The sequence below is a fragment of the Pseudoselenomonas ruminantium genome (assembly GCF_900113715.1).
In the GTDB taxonomy this organism is placed as follows: Bacteria; Bacillota; Negativicutes; order Selenomonadales; family Selenomonadaceae; genus Selenomonas_A; species Selenomonas_A caprae.
Window position 1 is genome coordinate 140,606 of the sequence record NZ_FOQK01000002.1, and the last position, 19,218, is coordinate 159,823.

General features: G+C 48.3%; 21 protein-coding genes and 1 pseudogene. 20 read left to right on the forward strand and 2 right to left on the reverse strand.

All coding sequences use genetic code 11. The annotated features are described in order from the left end of the window. Position 1 precedes the first annotated feature (1 nt). The 14 genes from BM181_RS01820 to BM181_RS01885 all read left to right on the forward strand — a co-directional run bounded on the left by BM181_RS01820 (position 2) and on the right by BM181_RS01885 (position 11,060). Positions 2 to 607 (forward strand): alpha/beta fold hydrolase, encoded by a 606-nt coding sequence (locus tag BM181_RS01820; RefSeq protein WP_075441881.1) that lies wholly within the window; start codon positions 2 to 4, stop codon positions 605 to 607. A 16-nt stretch (positions 608 to 623) separates the two neighbouring features. Further along, a complete protein-coding gene (locus tag BM181_RS01825; RefSeq protein WP_082336110.1) occupies positions 624 to 1,106 on the forward strand; it encodes a GNAT family N-acetyltransferase in 483 nt (160 codons plus the stop codon). Position 1,107: 1 nt separating this feature from the next. Further along, entirely contained in the window at positions 1,108 to 1,791 is a 684-nt protein-coding gene (locus BM181_RS01830; protein WP_075441883.1) for a flavodoxin family protein, read from the forward strand. Between the two features lie 65 nt (positions 1,792 to 1,856). After that, entirely contained in the window at positions 1,857 to 2,483 is a 627-nt protein-coding gene (locus BM181_RS01835; RefSeq protein WP_075441885.1) for a GNAT family N-acetyltransferase, read from the forward strand. A 72-nt stretch (positions 2,484 to 2,555) separates the two neighbouring features. Next, positions 2,556 to 3,638: a flagellar assembly protein T N-terminal domain-containing protein gene (locus BM181_RS01840; RefSeq protein ID WP_075441887.1), complete on the forward strand. Its 1,083-nt coding sequence runs from the start codon at positions 2,556 to 2,558 to the stop codon at positions 3,636 to 3,638. Between the two features lie 123 nt (positions 3,639 to 3,761). Continuing rightward, positions 3,762 to 4,121: a YlxM family DNA-binding protein gene (ylxM, locus tag BM181_RS01845; RefSeq protein WP_075441889.1), complete on the forward strand. Its 360-nt coding sequence runs from the start codon at positions 3,762 to 3,764 to the stop codon at positions 4,119 to 4,121. After that, a complete protein-coding gene (ffh, locus tag BM181_RS01850) occupies positions 4,118 to 5,506 on the forward strand; it encodes a signal recognition particle protein (protein ID WP_075441891.1) in 1,389 nt (462 codons plus the stop codon). Before ylxM ends, ffh begins: the two co-directional genes overlap by 4 nt. Positions 5,507 to 5,550: 44 nt before the next feature. Next, positions 5,551 to 5,823, forward strand: coding sequence for a 30S ribosomal protein S16 (gene rpsP / locus BM181_RS01855; RefSeq protein ID WP_075441893.1), 273 nt, complete (start codon positions 5,551 to 5,553; stop codon positions 5,821 to 5,823). Positions 5,824 to 5,837: 14 nt separating this feature from the next. After that, entirely contained in the window at positions 5,838 to 6,065 is a 228-nt protein-coding gene (locus BM181_RS01860) for a KH domain-containing protein (protein ID WP_075441895.1), read from the forward strand. Positions 6,066 to 6,132: 67 nt separating this feature from the next. After that, on the forward strand, positions 6,133 to 6,564 hold the full coding sequence (locus tag BM181_RS01865) for a YlqD family protein (protein ID WP_075441897.1): 432 nt from the start codon (positions 6,133 to 6,135) through the stop codon (positions 6,562 to 6,564). Next, the gene (rimM, locus tag BM181_RS01870) at positions 6,536 to 7,063 is read left to right on the forward strand and encodes a ribosome maturation factor RimM (protein WP_075441899.1); all 528 of its coding nucleotides are present in this window, start codon (positions 6,536 to 6,538) and stop codon (positions 7,061 to 7,063) included. Before BM181_RS01865 ends, rimM begins: the two co-directional genes overlap by 29 nt. Further along, positions 7,053 to 7,799, forward strand: coding sequence for a tRNA (guanosine(37)-N1)-methyltransferase TrmD (gene trmD, locus BM181_RS01875; protein ID WP_075441901.1), 747 nt, complete (start codon positions 7,053 to 7,055; stop codon positions 7,797 to 7,799). Before rimM ends, trmD begins: the two co-directional genes overlap by 11 nt. A gap of 194 nt (positions 7,800 to 7,993) precedes the next feature. Continuing rightward, positions 7,994 to 10,066, forward strand: a complete 2,073-nt coding sequence (locus tag BM181_RS01880; RefSeq protein ID WP_075441903.1) for a methyl-accepting chemotaxis protein — start codon at positions 7,994 to 7,996, stop codon at positions 10,064 to 10,066. A 139-nt stretch (positions 10,067 to 10,205) separates the two neighbouring features. Beyond that, positions 10,206 to 11,060 carry a tetratricopeptide repeat protein gene (locus BM181_RS01885; RefSeq protein ID WP_075441905.1) on the forward strand — a complete coding sequence of 285 codons (855 nt, stop codon included), beginning with the start codon at positions 10,206 to 10,208 and terminating at the stop codon, positions 11,058 to 11,060. A gap of 595 nt (positions 11,061 to 11,655) precedes the next feature. Here BM181_RS01885 and BM181_RS15055 read toward each other — a convergent pair. Then, positions 11,656 to 12,606, reverse strand: a pseudogene (locus BM181_RS15055) (DDE-type integrase/transposase/recombinase). 240 nt (positions 12,607 to 12,846) lie between these two features. On the opposite strand from BM181_RS15055, the gene BM181_RS15825 reads away from it, so the two are divergent. The 6 genes from BM181_RS15825 to BM181_RS01920 all read left to right on the forward strand — a co-directional run bounded on the left by BM181_RS15825 (position 12,847) and on the right by BM181_RS01920 (position 17,377). After that, on the forward strand, positions 12,847 to 13,152 hold the full coding sequence (locus BM181_RS15825) for a DnaA ATPase domain-containing protein (RefSeq protein ID WP_075441906.1): 306 nt from the start codon (positions 12,847 to 12,849) through the stop codon (positions 13,150 to 13,152). Positions 13,153 to 13,164: 12 nt separating this feature from the next. Next, a complete protein-coding gene (locus BM181_RS15830; RefSeq protein WP_177207145.1) occupies positions 13,165 to 13,674 on the forward strand; it encodes a DnaA ATPase domain-containing protein in 510 nt (169 codons plus the stop codon). A gap of 109 nt (positions 13,675 to 13,783) precedes the next feature. Beyond that, on the forward strand, positions 13,784 to 14,770 hold the full coding sequence (locus tag BM181_RS01905; RefSeq protein WP_075441910.1) for a cell division protein FtsZ: 987 nt from the start codon (positions 13,784 to 13,786) through the stop codon (positions 14,768 to 14,770). A gap of 19 nt (positions 14,771 to 14,789) precedes the next feature. Continuing rightward, a complete protein-coding gene (locus BM181_RS01910; protein ID WP_075441912.1) occupies positions 14,790 to 15,359 on the forward strand; it encodes an HD domain-containing protein in 570 nt (189 codons plus the stop codon). Positions 15,360 to 15,380: 21 nt separating this feature from the next. Continuing rightward, positions 15,381 to 16,442 (forward strand): restriction endonuclease, encoded by a 1,062-nt coding sequence (locus BM181_RS01915; protein WP_075441914.1) that lies wholly within the window; start codon positions 15,381 to 15,383, stop codon positions 16,440 to 16,442. 257 nt (positions 16,443 to 16,699) lie between these two features. After that, positions 16,700 to 17,377, forward strand: a complete 678-nt coding sequence (locus BM181_RS01920; protein WP_075441916.1) for a hypothetical protein — start codon at positions 16,700 to 16,702, stop codon at positions 17,375 to 17,377. A gap of 126 nt (positions 17,378 to 17,503) precedes the next feature. Here BM181_RS01920 and dnaE read toward each other — a convergent pair whose 3' ends face one another. Next, positions 17,504 to 19,201 carry a DNA polymerase III subunit alpha gene (dnaE, locus tag BM181_RS01925; RefSeq protein ID WP_075441918.1) on the reverse strand — a complete coding sequence of 566 codons (1,698 nt, stop codon included), beginning with the start codon at positions 19,199 to 19,201 and terminating at the stop codon, positions 17,504 to 17,506. Positions 19,202 to 19,218 lie beyond the last annotated feature (17 nt).

Genomic DNA, 19,218 nt, shown 5'->3' on the forward strand with positions numbered 1-19,218 from the left:
TATGGATATTGTTGTCTACGTCCACGGGAAGGGCGGAAGTGCAGAGGAGGCTCAGCATTATCGGAAGATTTTTCCCGCGGCGGAGGTGCTGGGCCTTGATTATAAGACCTTTACCCCGTGGGAAACAGGAAATGAGATCCGGGAGATCGTTAGGGATTTATATAAGAAGTATGACAATGTTTTGCTGATAGCTAACAGCATCGGCGCCTTGTTCAGCATGTACGGCGGGCTTGATGCATACGTCAAGCAGGCGTTTTTCATTTCACCGGTGGTGGATATGGAAAAGCTCATCCTGGATATGATGCAGTGGGCGCAGGTGACTGAGGAGGAGCTGGAAGAAAAGGGTGTGATCCACACGGAATTCGGTGAGGATCTGTCCTGGGAATATCTGTCCTATGTCCGCACGCATCCCATCGTCTGGACGGTGCCGACCCAGATCCTGTACGGCGGCAGGGACAATCTGACCAGCCTGGCGACGATGCAGGCCTTTGCCGCGGAACATGCTGCCGGGCTGACAGTGATGGAAGATGGTGAGCATTGGTTCCATACCGAAGAGCAGATGGAGTTCCTGGATAAGTGGCTGCAGCGTGTCAAAGATAATATGTAAAAACAGGGGAGGCTTTATGGTAACGACGGAACGGTTGAGGATATATCCAACGGATGCGGCGCAGATGAAGGCGGCGATTGCGGCGGCCAAGGATGCCGGGCTGAAGAAGGCCTATGAGGAGATGCTCGCAGGCTGCATGGCGCATCCCGAGCAGTGGGACTGGTATGCGATGTGGGTGATCGAGCTGGGCGATGGCAGGCGCATCGGCGATCTGTGCTTCAAGGGGCTGGGCCGAGATGGTGTGGCAGAGATCGGCTATGGGATCGAGGAAGGATACCGTGGTCAGGGCTATGCCACGGAGGCCGTCCGGGCTGCGCTGGGATGGGCTTTCCGCCATCCGGCAGTCGTGAGCATCGAGGCGGAGGCTGAGGCGGACAACGCCGCGTCGCAGCGCGTGCTGGACAAATGCTGCTTCCAGGCCAGCGGGCTGACTGGCGAAGAAGGGCCGCGGTTTTCCCGCAGGCGGCTGGGGATCGAGTCGATGTTAGAGGTGGTGTGACATGAAAATCCTGGTATTGAATGGCAGCCCGAAAAAAGAACAGAGCGATACGATGCATATCACGCGGGCGTTTCTCGCTGGCATGCAGGAGGCTGCGCCGCAGGAAGTCGAGGTCATCCATATCGCGGAGAAGCATATCGAGTTCTGTGTGGGCTGCTTTACCTGCAAGCGCAATGGCGGCACCTGCATCCATGCGGACGATATGAAGGCCCTGCTGGCTAAGGTGCTTGAATGCGATTTGCTGCTGCTTAACTTTCCGCTCTATGGATATGGCATGCCGGCAAAGCTCAAGGCTTTCATTGAGCGGACGATGCCGCTTTCCTGTATGAAGATGAAGAAGGTTGGCGAGCGGTATGAGCACATCGGCCAGGCAGATTTTGCGCATCTGCGCTATCTGATGATCTGCGGCTGCGGGTTCCCGAACAGCAAGGGGAATTTCGAGCCGGCCGTGGAGCAGTTCAAGCTGCTGTTCCCGCATCAGCATACGATACTTACAGTGCCCGAGAGCCCGATGTTCAATGTGCCGGAAGCTGATGTGGTCACGAAGCCGCGGCTGGAACTGGTGCGGGAGGCTGGCAGGCAGTATGCCGCGCAGGGGACGATCGACGCCGGTTTGGTGGCGCAGATCGGCTCGCCGATGATCCCGGAGGAGAAATACGCGGCCATCGCCAACGGCGAGGCCTGAGGATATAGCAGGCAGAAAACAAAGAAATCAATGCAGCAGAAACAATCGATATAGAGGTGAAAAAAATGACAATCAGTTTTCGCAGAGAAACGGAAAAAGACTATCGCGCCGTCGAGAATCTCGTGCGCGAAGCGTTCTGGAATGTTTACCGTCCTGGCTGTGTGGAGCACTTTGTGCTGCACCGGCTGCGGAAGGATATGGATTTCGTGCCCGAACTGGACTTCGTCATGGAAAAGGATGGCGAGATCATCGGGCAGAATATCTTTGTGCGGGCGCAGATCAAGGCCGATGATGGCCGGCGCATCCCCATCATGGCGATGGGGCCGATCTGTGTCGCCCCGGCCTATAAGCGCCAGGGCTACGGCAAGATGCTGCTGGACTACTCGCTGGAGCAGGCAGCAGCGCTGGGCTGTGGGGCCTTGTGCTTCGAGGGGGATATCGGGTTTTATGGAAAGAGCGGGTTTACTTATGCGAGCAATTTTGGCATCCGTTATCATGGCCTTCCGGATGGTGCAGACGCATCTTTCTTCCTCTGCAAGGAGCTCGCACCGGGATTCCTGAAGGATATCAGCGGCGAGTATGCGACGCCGGCCGGCTATTTTGTGGCGGAGCAGGAGCCGGAGACTTTTGCTGCCTATGAAAAAACTTTTCCGGCGAAGGAAAAGAAAGTGCTGCCGGGACAGATTTTTTAAAAAAGTTCTCAGCCTTCTTATAGATATTGATGTTATACTGATAGTATCGATAAGGGAAGGAAGGCGAGGGCAATGGGGAAGAAACTTGCAGTGCTGACAGGGCTGCTGATGCTGCCGGTGATGACGGCATCGGCGGCCGTGGTGACGGTGACGGGATATGGCGGCTCGGAGCGCAGTGCGCTGAGGCAGGCTTTGCGGCAGGCCATTGAGCAGCAGGTCGGCGTCATGGTCGACAGCCGCAGCTATGTGCAGAATTACCAGCTGATCAATGACCGCATCTACACGCAGGCCGATGGCTATATCAAAAGTTATGAGGTACTGTCATCGGTAAAGGATAACGGGCTCTATACGGTCAAGGTGCGCGCCGATGTCTCGGAGCAGAAAATCAGCGCGGCGCTTGGCACGTATGCCCAGAAAAAAGCTGTGGTCGGTGCCAATATGCAGGACCCGCGTGTCGGTGTCGTGGCCATGGACCAGCAGGGCATCCGCTATGCAAGCCTTGAAAATGCCGTGATGGAAGGCATCCGCATGCAGGGCTATACGCGCATCGTTGACGTCAATCAGCTTGACAAGTCAAAACAGAAGCAGCTGCTGGCGGCAAGCTATGCCGGTGACAAGTCAATGCTGAAGACTTTGACCAGTCAATTCCCGCTGGACTATCTGGTGACGGTCACGGTCGACAAGGCCGTGGGCAGTGTGGCTGATTATGCGCCGATGCCAGGCTTTGAGAACCTCAAGAAGGCCAATGTCACCGTGTCGGTGCGCATGCTTAATGTCAATAATGGCGAGGTCATCTATACCGGCGTATTCACTGGCAAGTCTGAGCGGCGCGGGCCTAATGCGGTAAATGAGGCTGTAGCGGCTGCCGCCAAGGGTATCCCTGCGGCCATCGGCAAGGCTGCACTTAACAAGGCGGCCAATCCCGAGCAGCACTTGCAGCTGGTCGTTACGGGCAGCAAGCTCGGCAATATCAGCGCGGCGACAGCCTATTTGCGCGAGCTTGCAGGCGTTAACAACGTCTTTGTCCGCAGCACGAGCTTTGGCAATATGACCGTTGACATTGACTTTAACGGCACGGCGCATGATTTTGCGACAGTGCTGGAGGCAAATGGCTGGCAAATCCTCGCGCTGGGCGCGGAGTACGTAAAAATATAAATAGAAGAAAAAGAAATTTATGTGCCAAGGAAAAATGCTTGACAGGTTATGATGGCTTCGGTATAATAGCAATGTCAAGGAGAAAGCCTTGGCACATATTTTTGTAAAACAGGTGATAGGAATATGGAGCAGCTTTTATATCTGTCGGCTTTGTTTGACCTGTATGGGGCGCTTTTGACCGAAAAGCAGCAGGAATGCCTGCGCATGCATCTGTTTGAAGATTTCTCTTTGTCGGAGATCGGCGAGGAGCTGGGGATTTCCCGGCAGGCTGTCTACGACAACATCCATCGGTCACAGAAGGCCATGGAGGCGTATGAGGAAAAGCTGGGTCTGGCGCATCGCTATCAAGAGGAGCGGCAGGAACTGGCGAAAATATATGAATCCATCGAAGGCCTCAGGCAGCCGGGCAATGAAGCGGCTGTGACTGAGGTGCTCGACCGGCTCGCGCCATTCTTGGGGCGTAGTCAGGAGGTATCGCTTTGATTTTTGAGAGTTTATCCGACCGCCTGCAGGAGACATTCAAGAAGCTCCGCGGCCATGGCAAGCTGACTGAGGACGATGTCAACGACGCCATGCGTGAGGTGCGTATGGCCCTGCTTGAGGCCGACGTCAACTTCAAGGTAGTCAAACAGTTCATAAAGACCGTCAAGGAGCGCGCCATCGGCCAGGATATCCTGGAAACGCTGACGCCGGCTCAGGTCGTAATAAAGATTGTTGATGAAGAGCTCACGAACCTCATGGGAGGTACGCAGAGCCGTATCAATATGAGCCCGAATCCGCCGACCGTCATCATGATGGTTGGCCTGCAGGGCGCCGGCAAGACGACGTCTGCCGGTAAGCTGGGTCTGGCCCTCAAGAAGCAGGGCAAGCGCCCGTTGCTCGTCGCCTGTGATATTTACCGGCCGGCAGCTATCAAGCAGCTGCAGGTCGTCGGCAAGCAGCTTGAGCTGCCTGTCTTCACGATGGAGCAGGGCACGGATGCTGTGACGATCGCCAAGAACTCCATCGCGTATTCGCAGTCGCATGCCAACGATGTTATCATCATCGATACCGCTGGCCGCCTGCAGATTGATGAGAAGCTCATGCAGGAGCTGCGCGATATCAAAGGCGAGGTCAAGCCGCACGAAATCCTGCTGGTCGTCGATGCGATGACTGGTCAGGAATCGGTCAATGTCGCACAGGCCTTCAACGATTCGCTCGGCCTTGATGGTGTCGTCATGACGAAGCTTGACGGTGATGCCCGCGGTGGTGCGGCCCTTTCGGTCAAGGCAGTCACGAGCGTGCCCATCAAGTTCGTCGGCATGGGCGAGAAGCTCGAGGCCTTGCAGCCATTCCATCCGGACCGCATGGCATCGCGTATCCTCGGCATGGGCGATGTGCTCTCGCTGGTCGAGAAGGCGCAGCAGACCTTTGACATGGAAGAGGCCAAGAAGATGGAGCGCAAGCTCCGCAAGGATGAGTTCACTCTGGACGATTTCCTCTCCCAGATGCAGCAGGTCAAGAAGCTGGGTTCGCTGGAGAACATCCTCGGCATGATCCCTGGTATGGGCGGCCTCAAGAAGCAGCTCGAAGGCCAGAATATCGATCTTGACGGCAAGGAGATGCGCCAGATCGAGGCCATCATCAAATCGATGACACCGGCCGAGCGTGCCAACATCGACATCATCAATGGCAGCCGCCGCAAGCGCATCGCGCTGGGCTCCGGCACTCGCGTGCAGGATGTCAACAAGCTCCTGAAGCAGTTCGGCGAGATGAAGAAGATGATGAAGAAAATGAAAAAGATGCAGAAGGGCAAGAAAGGCTTCCCTGGTTTGGGAGGACTTGGCGGCCTGGGCGGCGGTTTCCCGAAACTTCCGTTCATGCATTGATTTTTTATAAAGTTTATTTTCCCTACGAAAGGTGGTGAATTTTCATGGCAGTAAAGATTCGTTTGAACCGTATGGGTGCAAAGAAGAATCCGTTCTATCGCATCGTTGTAGCTGATTCCCGCGCTCCGCGTGATGGCCGTTTCATCGAGATTCTCGGTAACTACGATCCGTCCAAGCAGCCGGCAGTCGTAAGCGTTGACGAAGCTAAGGTTCTTGATTGGATGAACAAAGGCGCTCAGCCGACCGATACCGTTAAAAATCTCCTCAGCAAGCAGGGCATCATGGCTAAATTTGCTGAAGCTAAAGCTAAGAAATAATTGGGAGGCTCAACATGAAAGAACTTGTTGAAGTTATCGCCAAATCCTTAGTGGAACATCCCGAGGCCGTCCGTGTGGACGAACGACAGGAAGATGGGCAGACCGTGCTCGAACTTCATGTTGCCGAGGATGATATGGGTAAGGTCATCGGGCGTCAGGGTCGTATCGCGAAAGCCATGCGTACCGTGGTCAAAGCCGCGGCCACCCGGGAGAATACCAAAGTCACGGTTGAGATTATTTAGATGAAACAGCGGCAGGTTCATGCTTTACATGAGCAGGCCGCTATTTCTATGTGTAGGAGGAACTGTCATGGATATGATTTCACTGAAAATGCCGGTCACGATCAAGGCAAAGCTGACGGAGAAGCTCAAGGCAAAAATCATCGGTGACCTCGAAGAGGGTATCAACCGCGCGGAACTCGAGGTTCAGCAGCTGAACATCCAGGAAAAGCGCGTGATGCAGGAGAATCAGCCGGAGGATGCGGAGAACCCGACGCCGGAGGAGATCCAGCGTTTGCAGTCCATCCAGGCGCATTTCGGCCAGGAGCGCCAGAAGCGCTTGCAGTACCGTGAGGAAGCTATGGCTCGCAAGGAAGAGACGGAGAAACTCGTTCTCGGTGCTGAGATCGTGCAGGGCACGCTGGAGCGTCAGGTTGACGTCCATGTGGGCGATGACATGCGCGAGCTCATGAATGTGGAAGTGCTGGTGGAAGATGACAAGATTATCGCCATCCGCAGCTAAGAAGCGCGTCACCATCGGCAAGGTCGGTGCTGCCCATGGCATCCATGGCGAGATGCGCATCATCCCGCTGACGGATTTCACCGAGCGCTTTGCGTCGATGAAGGAAGTCATGGTGGGCGATGAGCTGCTGCATGTGGAAAGCTGCAAGTATCATAAGCAGTACGTGCTGATGAAGTTCCGCGAGTATCCGGTCCGCGAAGACGCTATGCGCCTGACGGGCAGGCTGCTCACGGTGGACCGCAGTGAGGCGGCGCCGCTCTCCGAGGGCGAGTTCTACACCTTCGACATCATCGGCCTGACGGTCTATGATGTGGGCGGCAAGGAGCTGGGCAAGGTGGAGAACGTCCTGCGCACGGGCAGCAACGATGTCTACCAGGCGCGCCGCACCGATGGCGGTGAGCTCCTGATCCCGGCCCTCAAGGCCGTTGTCAAGGAAATCGATATCGCTGGCGGCCGCATGGTCGTCGATATGCCGGAGGAGATTTCCGATGCGCATTGATATGGTGACGATCTTTCCGGAGATGTTTGCCGGGCCATTCGGCGACAGCATCACGAAGCGGGCGGTGGACAACGGCATCCTCGACATCCACTTCACGAATTTTCGTGATTATACGGAAGACAAGCATCATCACGTCGATGACACGCCCTTTGGCGGCGGTGCGGGCATGGTCATAAAGCCTGAGCCGATGTACAAGGCTGTGCGTGATGTGCTGGCGAAAACGGAAGAATTCGCCGCCAACCGCCGCGTGCTGATCATGGACCCGTCGGGGCCGACCTTCACGCAGGCAAAGGCCAAGGAGCTGGCCGGCTACGAGCAGCTCGTCTTTATCTGCGGCCACTACGAGGGCTTTGATGCGCGCATCTATAAGCTCGCCGATGAGGCCATCTCGATTGGCGACTTCATCCTGACGGGTGGCGAGCTGCCAGCTATGGTCATCACCGATGCGGTCTCGCGCATGCTGCCGGGGGTGCTGGGCGCTCCCGATTCGGCGCCGACCGATTCGTTCTACGATGGTCTGCTGGAGTTCCCGCAGTACACGCGTCCACGTGAGTTTGAAGGCATGGCCGTACCGGAGGTGTTGCTGTCCGGCAATCATGCCAAGATCCGGCAGTGGCGCCGTGAGCAGTCGCTCTTGGTAACGAAAAAATACCGGCCTGACCTGCTGGAAAAGGCCGAGCTTAGTGAAAAAGACCGTATTTTCCTGAACCGTCAGGAAAGCGGTACAGACTGTTAGCAACAAATTCCAACCCATAGGCAATAGCGGCTGTCAGCCGCTGGCCCATGGGTTTGTTTCTTTGTGGGAAAAAGATGGAGAGGCAGAAGGAATTTTGTGCCCCATTGTCGTATAAAGGAAGTATCGTAGGATTATGCTGACTTACGTGTCGGTGTAAGAATGGGGACTCGATGAAAGTATAAGGAGATGATAGGATGGAAGAACTTCTGGCACGTTTCAGTGTCAAACAGAAAATCATGGTTCTTGTTTCGGTGGTATTTGTAGCGACGATGCTGGTATTGGGCATTGTCCTCGATCGCATCATCACGAATCATGAGATGGAAAACTTTGTTGAGGAGACGGATTTGCAGGCAACGCAGGTAGATACGTCGATGGATCTTTTCCTGCGCGGTCTGCGCGATGGCCTTGTCAATATGGCCAACGATCCAATCCTCAGAAACGGTGGCGGCGTCACGGTGTATATCGATGGTGAGGCTGGCGCCGATGGCATGATTGCCATGGATCCGCAGGCCAAGGGCGGCTTTGAGCTGCAGGCCTATCAGCTCTTCCAGCGTATGGCGGAGGCCAATAAGGGCGTCATTTCCGTTGTCAGCTATGGTACGACCGATGGCGGCTACCTGCAGTATCCGGCCGTAAAGCGCAAGAAGGGCTATGATTCCCGTAAGCGTGACTGGTACAAGGAAAGCATGGCGGATACGAATGCTGTGCGCATCACGAAGCCGTTCAAGACTTCGAAGGGTACGCCGACGGTCGGCATCTTCGCTACGGTCAAGGATATGTCGGGGCAGCCGCTTGGTGTCCTGGGCTTAAACATTGACCTGCCGGTAGTCACGGACATGATTTCGCAGATCAAGGTCGGCGAGACGGGCTATCTGATGATGCTCGATGCGGACAATGTCATCATTGCCGATCCGAAACATCCAGATGCAGCCTTCAAGAAGCTCGAAGAGTCTGAGCTTGGCGATATCGCGTCAATCAACATGAGCGCTAAAGGCTTGCAGGAAATCGAGCTGGATGGTTCGAAGAAATTTGTCAATATTTATGTATCCGATAAGACGGGCTACAAGTATCTGACGATTGTCGATAGGAGCCAGCTTATGTCGAGCGTCAACAGCATGCGCATGACGCTGGCTGTAGTGCTCGTCGTAGCGCTGGTGCTGATCTTCTTCGCGACCATGTGGATTTCGAACATCATCGTTTCGCCGCTGCGCGGCCTCGAGCAGTCGGCTGGCCGCATCGCCAATGGCGACCTGCGCCAGAATGACCTGACCATCGAGACCGATGATGAGATCGGCAACCTGGCCCGTTCGTTCCACAAGATGTCGGACGAGCTCAAGAAGCTGCTGGGCCAGATCAAGGGCAGTGCCGACGAGGTATCGAACTCCTCGGGCCAGATGTCCCATGGTGTCGAGCAGGTCGCCCAGACCATCACCCATGTGGCTGAGCGCGTCGGCGATATCGCTGAGTCGGCCAATACGCAGAATGAGACGATGACTGGTGTTGTCGGCCATATCCGCAACATGACCGAGCAGGTCACGAACATCGCGGAGGCCTCCGAGCATATCAGCAAGACTTCGAGCAAGGCTGGCACGGCTGCCTTCGAGGGCGTTGCCGCCATCGAGGACGCCGTCAACAAGATGCGCGAAGTATTCGGTACGGTCAATGAGTCGGCAGCTGCTGTCGGCGAGCTGGGCCGCCGCTCGGAAGAGATCGGCGAGATCGTCAGCACGATCCAGAGCATCGCTGAGCAGACGAACCTGCTGGCACTCAATGCTGCCATCGAGGCAGCCCGTGCTGGTGAGCAGGGCCGCGGCTTCTCGGTCGTTGCCGATGAGGTCCGCAAGCTGGCTGAGCAGTCCTCCGAGGCTGCCCAGGAGATCGCCCAGAAGATCGGCGGTGTCCAGAAGGTCACGATCCAGGCAGTCGATTCGATGAATGCCGGTACCGAGCAGGTACGGGTAGGCAGCCAGGCTGTCAAGGAAGCTGGCGACCAGTTCAAGGTCATTGCCGAGCATATCCGCATCGTCGATGAGATGGTCAAGGAGTCGGCAAGTAATGCCAACAAGGTGGCCGATGCGAGCATGTCGGTGCTCAAGGATGCCGAGAATGTCGAGGCTTCCACGAAACGCATCACCGAGAACATCTCCTCGATTTCGGCCGCCACTGAAGAGCAGTCGGCTTCGATGGAAGAGATTGCCGCTTCGAGCCAGCAGCTTTCGCGCATGGCTGACGAGCTGCAGAATGAGGCCAACCGTTTTAAATTCTGATGATTGACCGGTCTTGTGACTGGTCCGGATAGGATGCACCGCCGTGTGATACGATATCACGCGGCGGTGCATTTTCGTTTTGGGGCACTTTGTGGTACAATATACGAATATGACATTAGGACAGGAGGGTATCACGCAGATGAAAGAATCAGCCCTGACACAGGAAATCAATGCGGCTATCACGCAGGCCGTCGATGCCTGTGAGAACAAGAATACGGAAGAGGCCGCAGCTATCCTCAAGAAGGAAATCGAGCGCATCGAGGCGCTCAATCTCTATGCGGATGGACAGGCCGATTATTACGATTTCAATACGTTGATGGAAATGGTCATGTTCCAGAGCCAGCATCCGGAAATCCAGCCGGTTGCCGATATCGAGGAGCCAGTGAACCGTCTCTATGCGATGTACGGTTCTGTGCTTTTAGAGCTCGGCGAGCTTGACAAGGCCGAGGAGGCACTGGCCATTGCCATGGACTGGAATCCGATGAGCGCCGACATCGCCTTTGAACATGCAGAAGTCTATAAGCAGAAGAAGGATATGAAGACGTTCAAAGCGCTCACGACGAAGATTTTCTCCATCTGCTATAAGCGGCGTGAGATTGCCCATTGCTATCGCAATCTCGGCTATTACTTCGTCGAAAAGCAGATGTGGGACGAAGCCGTCGGCTGCTATCTGCTCAGCATGACCTTTGCCGAGGCGGAGGGCCGCTTCCAGGCGGAGAACGAGCTCAAGTATATCTACGATGAGACAAAGGGCGAAGCAACGCGTCCTTCCCTGGGGGCGATGCGTTCCTACGGCGAGAAATACCAGTTCCCGATTGGCCCCGATGCCAAGATCATCGAGACGGCCATGCTTTACGGCAAGACCATGCTGGCGAATAAGAAGCTCCAGCATGCTTCGTATTTCCTTGACATTGCCTATAAGCTCACGGAAAGCAAGGAGCTAAAGGAACTCTTGGACGGCATCAACAAACAATTGGGCAGTGACATGCAATAAAGAAATAGGCTGTGGCGTATTGTATGGACGAGAAAAAAGGCAGTTCTAACTGTTGGGGCGTGGTCATATTTTCACCTCGTGTTAAACACATTATCAGAATTTGTCGGTGTAAGCAAGCACGTTAAATATCTGCAATTAAGCATGATCAAAGGATAAAAGAGGCATAATCCTTGCGTGTGTGCGTTATTCTTAGAGTCGTTTATTAGCCTTATTGATTTAATAAAAGCTAAATCTATATATAGGCGGCTATTGGCAGGCCGTGCCGTACGGCGAAAATAGGGCAGTTTATTGCAGGGGAATAACGCAAATGCAGATTTTTAACGGAGTTATTGCGGAATAATAACGGAGGAATTGCAGAATTTTGACGTCCATTGCAGAAAAATAACAGCAGGAAGGGATTTTGTGTGGATAAGTTGTTGATTGACTGGGGAAAAGGTGCGTGATAGGGATAAAATCAAGGATACTGAATCTGTGGATGTTATTTTTCTGCAATGTCAGCGTTATTTCTCTGCAATAGGAAAAATTTTTTGTCCGTTAAAATTGTGTATTTGTCAATGATGTGAGACCTACAAATAGGGTAATCCTTTAGAATGATTTAGCTACACTGTTCTAAAGATTTGCGTTTTTGGACGGGAGACATCCAGTTCAGTACCTGCATAGGAATATTATTAGACCTACGACGGTAACGTGACATTTGTGCTGTTAAATCCTTAAAAGAATAGAATTTCAGGAAGTTATAGAAGCGCTCCTGGTCGTTGCGGTGGCTGCGTTAAACCTTGCCATTATGCCGCGGCGTCCTGGGGCGAATCTTTTTATGTACAATGCCCAGCTTCTGGCATAAGGAATCCAACGGATGTATACGGTCTGTCTTCGTGATATGAGTAAATTCGGCACCGTTATCCGTTTGTAGTACGCGCGATTTATAGCCAAAGTAAGCGATAGCACGTTTTAAGAAATCTACGGTGGAGAAGCTGCTTTGTTCCAGATATGGATAAATAAACCGCTCTCTGGAAGCCTCATCAATGACTGTGTACTGGTAAAATTTCTGTGGAACCTGACCGGTGTAGCAGGCAGCAGGAACATATTTCACATCCATTTGCCATTTAACGCCGATTTTGTCGGGAGTATGATATGGCTTGGGAACGTAGGGCTTTTTAGTGGATGGTGCTTTTGATGAAAACCCAAGCCGAACAAAAACACGGTAGAGAGAAAGCGGATGCCTTTTATATCCCTTGTTGGTCTTTAACTTTCCGTACATTTCCAGCAAGGAAATGTGTGGGTTGCGTTTATGCAGGTCACGAATCCATTTCAGCTCGAGGTCTGTATGTGAGTTAGGATGTGGCGTATGAGGCCGGTGAGAGTGATCCAGAAGCGAATCCCGGGTACCGTCAAAGCGTTTATTCCATCGCATAATGGAAGCCTTAGAAATATGGTAGCGGCGGCAGACAAACTTTACACCAACACCAGTTCGATAAAGTTTGACAGCGTGGAATCTAGTTGAAGTTTCATATGGAAGATAACGGGTGGAATGTGATATACTATTCAAAACGGTTGACGTCCTTTCTGAGAGTTTGGTGTGGTAATTAAATTCTAAAGGACTCAACCGTTTTTTGTACAGTGGTGGTCTCACATCAATTGTAAAGCTACAAGGAAAAAATTTTTGTCCGTTAAAATTCTGCAATAATCATAACATTTACGATGTGCATTATTTTGTACATCGTAAATGTTATTATTAATAGAAAAGTAAGATGTGATTCTGGTAGTAATGATGAGGAGGATGGGAATTATGTATGGAAATGATGAGCATATACTCAATAAAAATTATAAATTGAGAAGCATGATAAGAGGGTATTCAAATCGGGATGCGTATCATGCTGCATTTGAAGTGGCTTGTGATAATAAGTCATATAATCCGGTAGTGATATATGGGAATAAGGGGCTAGGAAAAACGTATTTACTTCATGCGATTGCGAACGAAACATTTTATGAAGGCGGTTTGCGCGGAATTTCATATAAAAGATGCGATGAGCTGATGGATGAGATAAAAAATGAAAAATTTACGGATTTGTTAGTTGATCACTATATGCAATAGGAATTGTTATTGTTGGATGATTTTCATAGAATAGAAAATGATGCGGAAATACACGAGACAATATTGAAGATTATTGACGGACGTAAGGAGAAAGAAAAACATACGGTAATAGCATCCCGGAGAAAACCGATGAATATTTTTGGATTAAGCAAAAATTTACGTTGGTGTATAGAAAGTGGCTATGTAGTAAAGATAGATAGTCCTGGTACTACCGAACGATTAGCAATGTTAAAGATTATTCAACAAAGACGAAAATTGAATGAGATGTTAGATGACGAAATTCTATGTTTAATTGCAGAAAAGACAGATGGTAAAAATATGGAGGAGCTTGATGATTTTCTGAATACCTATCTAATTAGAATGATAAAGAGGGATTGTGACGATTATTCTTCCAATAATGATATGTGTGACAAAATTGATTGTATAAACACACTTCTTAAAGATGAATTTAATAATTATTATAATAGTTTTATGGGAAATATAGATAATATGGCTCGACAAACAATAATGTATAAGAAGTAATTTTCGTTAAAAATCTGCAATACGCATAGCGTTTGTGTTTTTGTGTATTTATTATGCTATGTTTGTACCAGTGATATATAAAATAATGATTTATTTAATGGAGGAGAACATGACTGTAAAAAATGAGAATATAGAAAATGATTATAATAAAGCGACTGTCAATATAAAAATAGTAGGGGCAGGAGGTGGAGGAACCAGTGTACTGGAAAGTCTGGCGGCAAATAAATTGTTTGATAACATTGAAATGGTAGCCATCAATACGGATTCGCGTGCTTTGAATGGGTTGAGCAGATGGGGAATATCAACTATTCAGGTAGGAAGCAATATTACCGATGGTTACGGCACAGGCGGTGATATGAAGAAAGGAGAAATCTCGGCATTACGAGATGAACATATATTGCGAGAGATGATGCAAAATATCAATATGCTATTCATTACGGCTGGTTTAGGAGGTGGAGCAGGTTCAGGGATTGCACCTGTAGTAGCTAAACTTGCTAAGGAACAAGGCATTCTGACTGTGGCTATTGTTACCATGCCATTTTCCTTTGAAGGATGTAAGCGTAATCGTACGGCAATGACTTCATTAAATGAATTGGAGAAAGAGGTTGATGCCTTGATAGTAATTCAGAATGACAAACTTATGACTTTACCGGAGGCAAAACAATTAACGGTCAGCAATGCCTTTAAGCTGACGGATTCGGTATTAGAGCGAGCGGTTACGTTGATAACCAAAATTATCATGACTACTGGTGATGTAAACATTGACTTTGCCGATATAAGCACAATACTTAGACAAAGTCAGTCCAGTGATGCGGTATTTTCGGTAGGTGTGAGCGAAAAAGGCGATGTAGCGGAAGCTCTGGAAAAAGCCTGCAATAGTCCGTTGCTCAAGCGCAGTGTCAAAGGGGCGCAGGGGGCAATCCTGTATATTATCGGTGCCGATGATATGAGCATGTATGATATAAATACCGCAATTATGAAATTAAAGGCTGAAATGACAGATGCAGCGAATATTATTTGGGGCTATATGGGAACTCCGGATAAGGCTGGTACGGTGGAAGTCATGCTGATTGCCACGGATTTTATTGACTGTTAAATTGAATGGGGGCATTCTTATGGTCTTGATGAAGCGCTATCAGAAATTGAAGGATAAAGTTATGGACAGGAAGGAGGAGTTTCAGAAGCTGATGTCGTATGTCGAAAATGAGACAGAATATTTGACAGCGCCAGCTTCGACGAGGTTTCATCTGTGCCATGAAAAGGGGCTTTTAGAGCATAGTGTAAATGTCGCTGAAACCATGCTGAAACTAAAAAGCACGCTGGCTCCGGAGATAAGTGACGAGAGCTGCGTTATCGTGGCACTTTTGCATGATTTGGGTAAAGCCGGGATGCCGGGGAATCCGCAGTACATCAAAAATGAACCGACATCGAAGCAAAAGGCTTATGGCTATGCAGCTAATCCGCCTTATCGGTTTAATAATGAACTGACCTATCTTAGCGTGCCGATTAGAAGCCTCTATCTCATTACGCCACGTTTCCCGCTCACAGAGGAAGAAGTGCAGGCCATTGCTTACCATGATGGACAGTATGTAGAAGAAAACAGAAGCGTGGCATCCCATGAGGAAAAGTTGACATTGCTCCTCCAATATGCTGATAGTTGGAGTTGCTTTGTGGTGGAAGAATGATTTTGAAAGGAGAGATGTGATATGAATTATTGGTTTCATCGTATCAGCTATGAGGCGCGTGTGTCTTATCCTCTTTTGGAAAAAGGATATATGACCATAGGATTTGGTGATCTCTTGCCGAAGTATGGTACAGTCGTTGCGGAGATTAAGGCAGGTACTATTGATGAGGAAAAATACAATGAAATTTTTCAAGAGATCTATAACAAAGTTAGCCGTAATCGTTGGTTTTTGTGGAATTTTTCTAGATTTGCAGTGGGCGATTGGGTAGTTATTCCTTCGTGGGGAACATTTGCTGTATACGAAGTATTGGAAACGGCAAAATCAATTAACAATTTGCCGCGTGACATCATTGACAGCATCAAGGATTGGAATGGTAAAGGTGTTGTTTTTGATGGTGCAGGAATTTCCGATAGTGATGGTAAAGAATACGATTTGGGGTTCTTTGTGAAAGTAAAGCCTGTTACTGAATTTGTACCTAGGGAGACATTTCTCAAAACTGATCTAACGAAACGTTTAAAATCACGCGCGACTAACGGAACAATGAATGATTTGTCTGATGATGTAAAAGATGTTGTAGCTAATGTAAAAAATGACAAACCGCTAAATTTTTACAAAACAGTATCGGAAAACTTGAGTAATTCATTAAAAGAGTTAATCCAAAAGGAGATTACTCCAGATAAATTTGAACAGCTCGTTGAATGGTATATGAAAAAACTTGGAGCAGATGATGTGTATATTCCATCGAAAAATAATTCGAATAAGCCTAATGATGCGGATGCTGATGTTATAGCAACTTTTTCAAGGCTTAATCTAGTGGTTTACATTCAAGCTAAGCATTATGAAGGTGTTCAAGACAATAACTGGGCGATAACGCAAATTCAAAATTATATAGATGCCGTAGATAAAAATAATTATACTTGTGCCGCTTGGATAATATCATCTTGTGATGAATATTCGCCAGAAGTAAAGCAAGCAGCTCTTCAGCAGAGTATTCAAAATATCTCTTTACCTATTCGATTGATAAATGGCGGTGAATTTGCAAAAATGTTGATTGATGTTGGGGTTAGCGATTGCGTAATCTAAAAATAACATAGAGCATAAAAATATGCACGCTGAAGTTTATACTCTCACACTCTCAGCGTGCATATTTTTATCGTTCATTCATTTTCCTTTTCCCATTTATCATATTTTTTTGGTGTGCGGAATGGTAAGTGTTAAATAAGAACATGGAATTGCCTCCTTAATTCTTATTAAGTTTTTATTATAGGGAATACAATGTGCATTTTTTTGCACATTGTTAATGGTATATTGAAGATATACATGATAAGGAGGTTGAAATCATGAACTTTATCGATAGTGGCGAATATGTACGCATTGACGGAAAAATGAAATTGCCAGATTTTCCGCTTAGTACCGTGATATTGCTAAAGGGAGAGCCGTACGATTTAATTTTTTACCAGAATGGCTGTACGGGGAAAAGAGCGACTACTCCGTGGAGTGTTTGGAAGAATACTCCACGGAATGATTCACTGGAAGGCTATTTGACTACTTGGTTTCCCGTAGATAACGCGCTGTTGCAGCCAAGGAGAATCAACCAATGGAATTGGCAAGGTCTTACAGAAGTATTTTCGTTGAATGAAATGGGTTGTTGCTTGAAAGATGTATTTATTCATACAGGCGATAATGAGCTGCTTTACCCGAATTATATGGGGGTAAAACCCAAAAAGGTACATGACAGTCCAGTGATAATGCATTACCCCAATATTATGTTTAATTGCATGACAAATTTTAAGGGAAAATTATTGCTGGGGCATGGACGGAAAAATAACATTTTGACCAAATATGATGCTGTGGTGGAAGTGGATGCTGATGCAGGCAAATTACGGTCAGCAGAAAATGTTACCACACTGATTAAAACCATAAAGCAATGGATGATTCAAAATCCAGGGTATAGGATGGAAGATATATTACAAAAATTCCCGAATATTGGACGTGATAGATTATATTGGTTTATTTAAGATAATCGATATATTTTTCACTTGTGACAGTTGATGAGAAAATTTTGTGATATGTGTACGCTTTGTAGCAATGACCTCCTGACAAAAATGAACTGTCAGGAGGTCATTTCAGATAGAATCTTAATCTTAGGATAATCTCCGTGATAGCGTCAGACTCACCATAAACATTCCCATCTCCTCCAAATATTTCACAGGAAAGTCTGCCACTAAACTGTTTTCTGATTCGGACACTGGCAAATAATCCATCAATGGACCATGAGCAATAACCACCATTGATGCATGGGGAGATGTATGCCGTGGTAAACCTTTAATCTCATGAGCAAGGTCAACCCATCTCTTGATTACTTCCGATGATTCATAATGCTGACGAAATTCCGCAGACGTATTCAATGCCTCATCCAAAGTCATACGTAATTCATTTGGTATAGTTCTGGCTATAGCATCTATGTGCTCATAATCAATCCCCAAAACTCTGCCCACCTCTCTTAATGCAGCTTTAGCCAGCAGCGTACCAAAAGTGACAATCTGTGCTACGCTATCATAACCATAGCATTCCTTAAGATAATCGATGACGAAATCTTGATTATCTATCTGTTGGTTATAGCCCAACTTAAATTCAGGTAAGGATATATGATCCAGATTCAAAACAGTGTCAGCTTCTAAATTACACTTTGAAGGTTCTACTTTACTAAGTCCAAGAACATAAGCTATAATACTACCTTCCAAATAACTACACCGTGACCTTACACTAATATCATGTTCTCGGCACAATTCAATAATATCTTGTGCAATTAGGATATATCTTGCAAGGTCGCTTCTTTTAATCATGTCCAGTTCATAACATAATTGTTTCTGTATTTCTTCTGTAATCACCGAATAATATTCAGGGAGAGCTTTTTCGCATAGCGCACACAAGTATTCATCATCCGTTTTATAAGCTTTGGGCAGAGAAAATGCAGGCATTTGCATTTGACCAAAGGTAAAGTCAACCTGACAGCGTTCAGCGATTTTTACGGTATTGGCAACAGCCTCTGGATATTCCGAGAACAATATTGCTATTTCCTGTGGAGATTTAAGGTAATACTCTCCATTATCATATCGGCCATTCTTATATTCGTCCAAGTCCATGCCATGTTCTATACAATGCAGAACAGCATATAACTCACTATCTTTCTGACGTAAATATCGACAATCGTTGGCTGCCACCAAACCTAAGCCAAAATTCTCAGCTAATTCAACCAAGCTCTTATTGACAATTCTCTCTTGGCTTAAACCGTGATTCTGAACCTCAATGAAAAAATTTTCTTTGCCGAAAATATCGATGTATTCTTGAACCACTCTTTTCGCTCTTGGCTTATTGTTGCGACTAATTGCACGATAAACTTCGCCATCAGCACCAGACGACAGGCAGATAAGCCCTTCATGATATTTTTGTAGAAGTTCTTTATCCACTCGTGGCTTGTAGTACATACCCTCTATATTGGCCAACGACACAAGCTTCACCAGATTTTTATAACCCATTTGATTTTCTGCCAACAAAATCAAATTGTAGTACGTTTCACCATCAACAGTACAGCGGTAATATCGCGAGGTAGGGGCCACATACAGTTCACAGCCGATAATCGGTTTTATTCCCTGCTTCTTACATTCCTTATAGAAAGGTATAACTCCGTACAGCGCTCCATAATCGGTAATCGCTAAATGTTTCATCTCCAGTTCTTTAACTCTTGTCACCAGCTCTTTGATACGAGCTACACCGCTATAAAGGCTGTATTCTGTATGGACATGAAGATGAGCAAACCTGCTCTCATCAAACGCTGTCATAGTCTGCCCTCCTATAT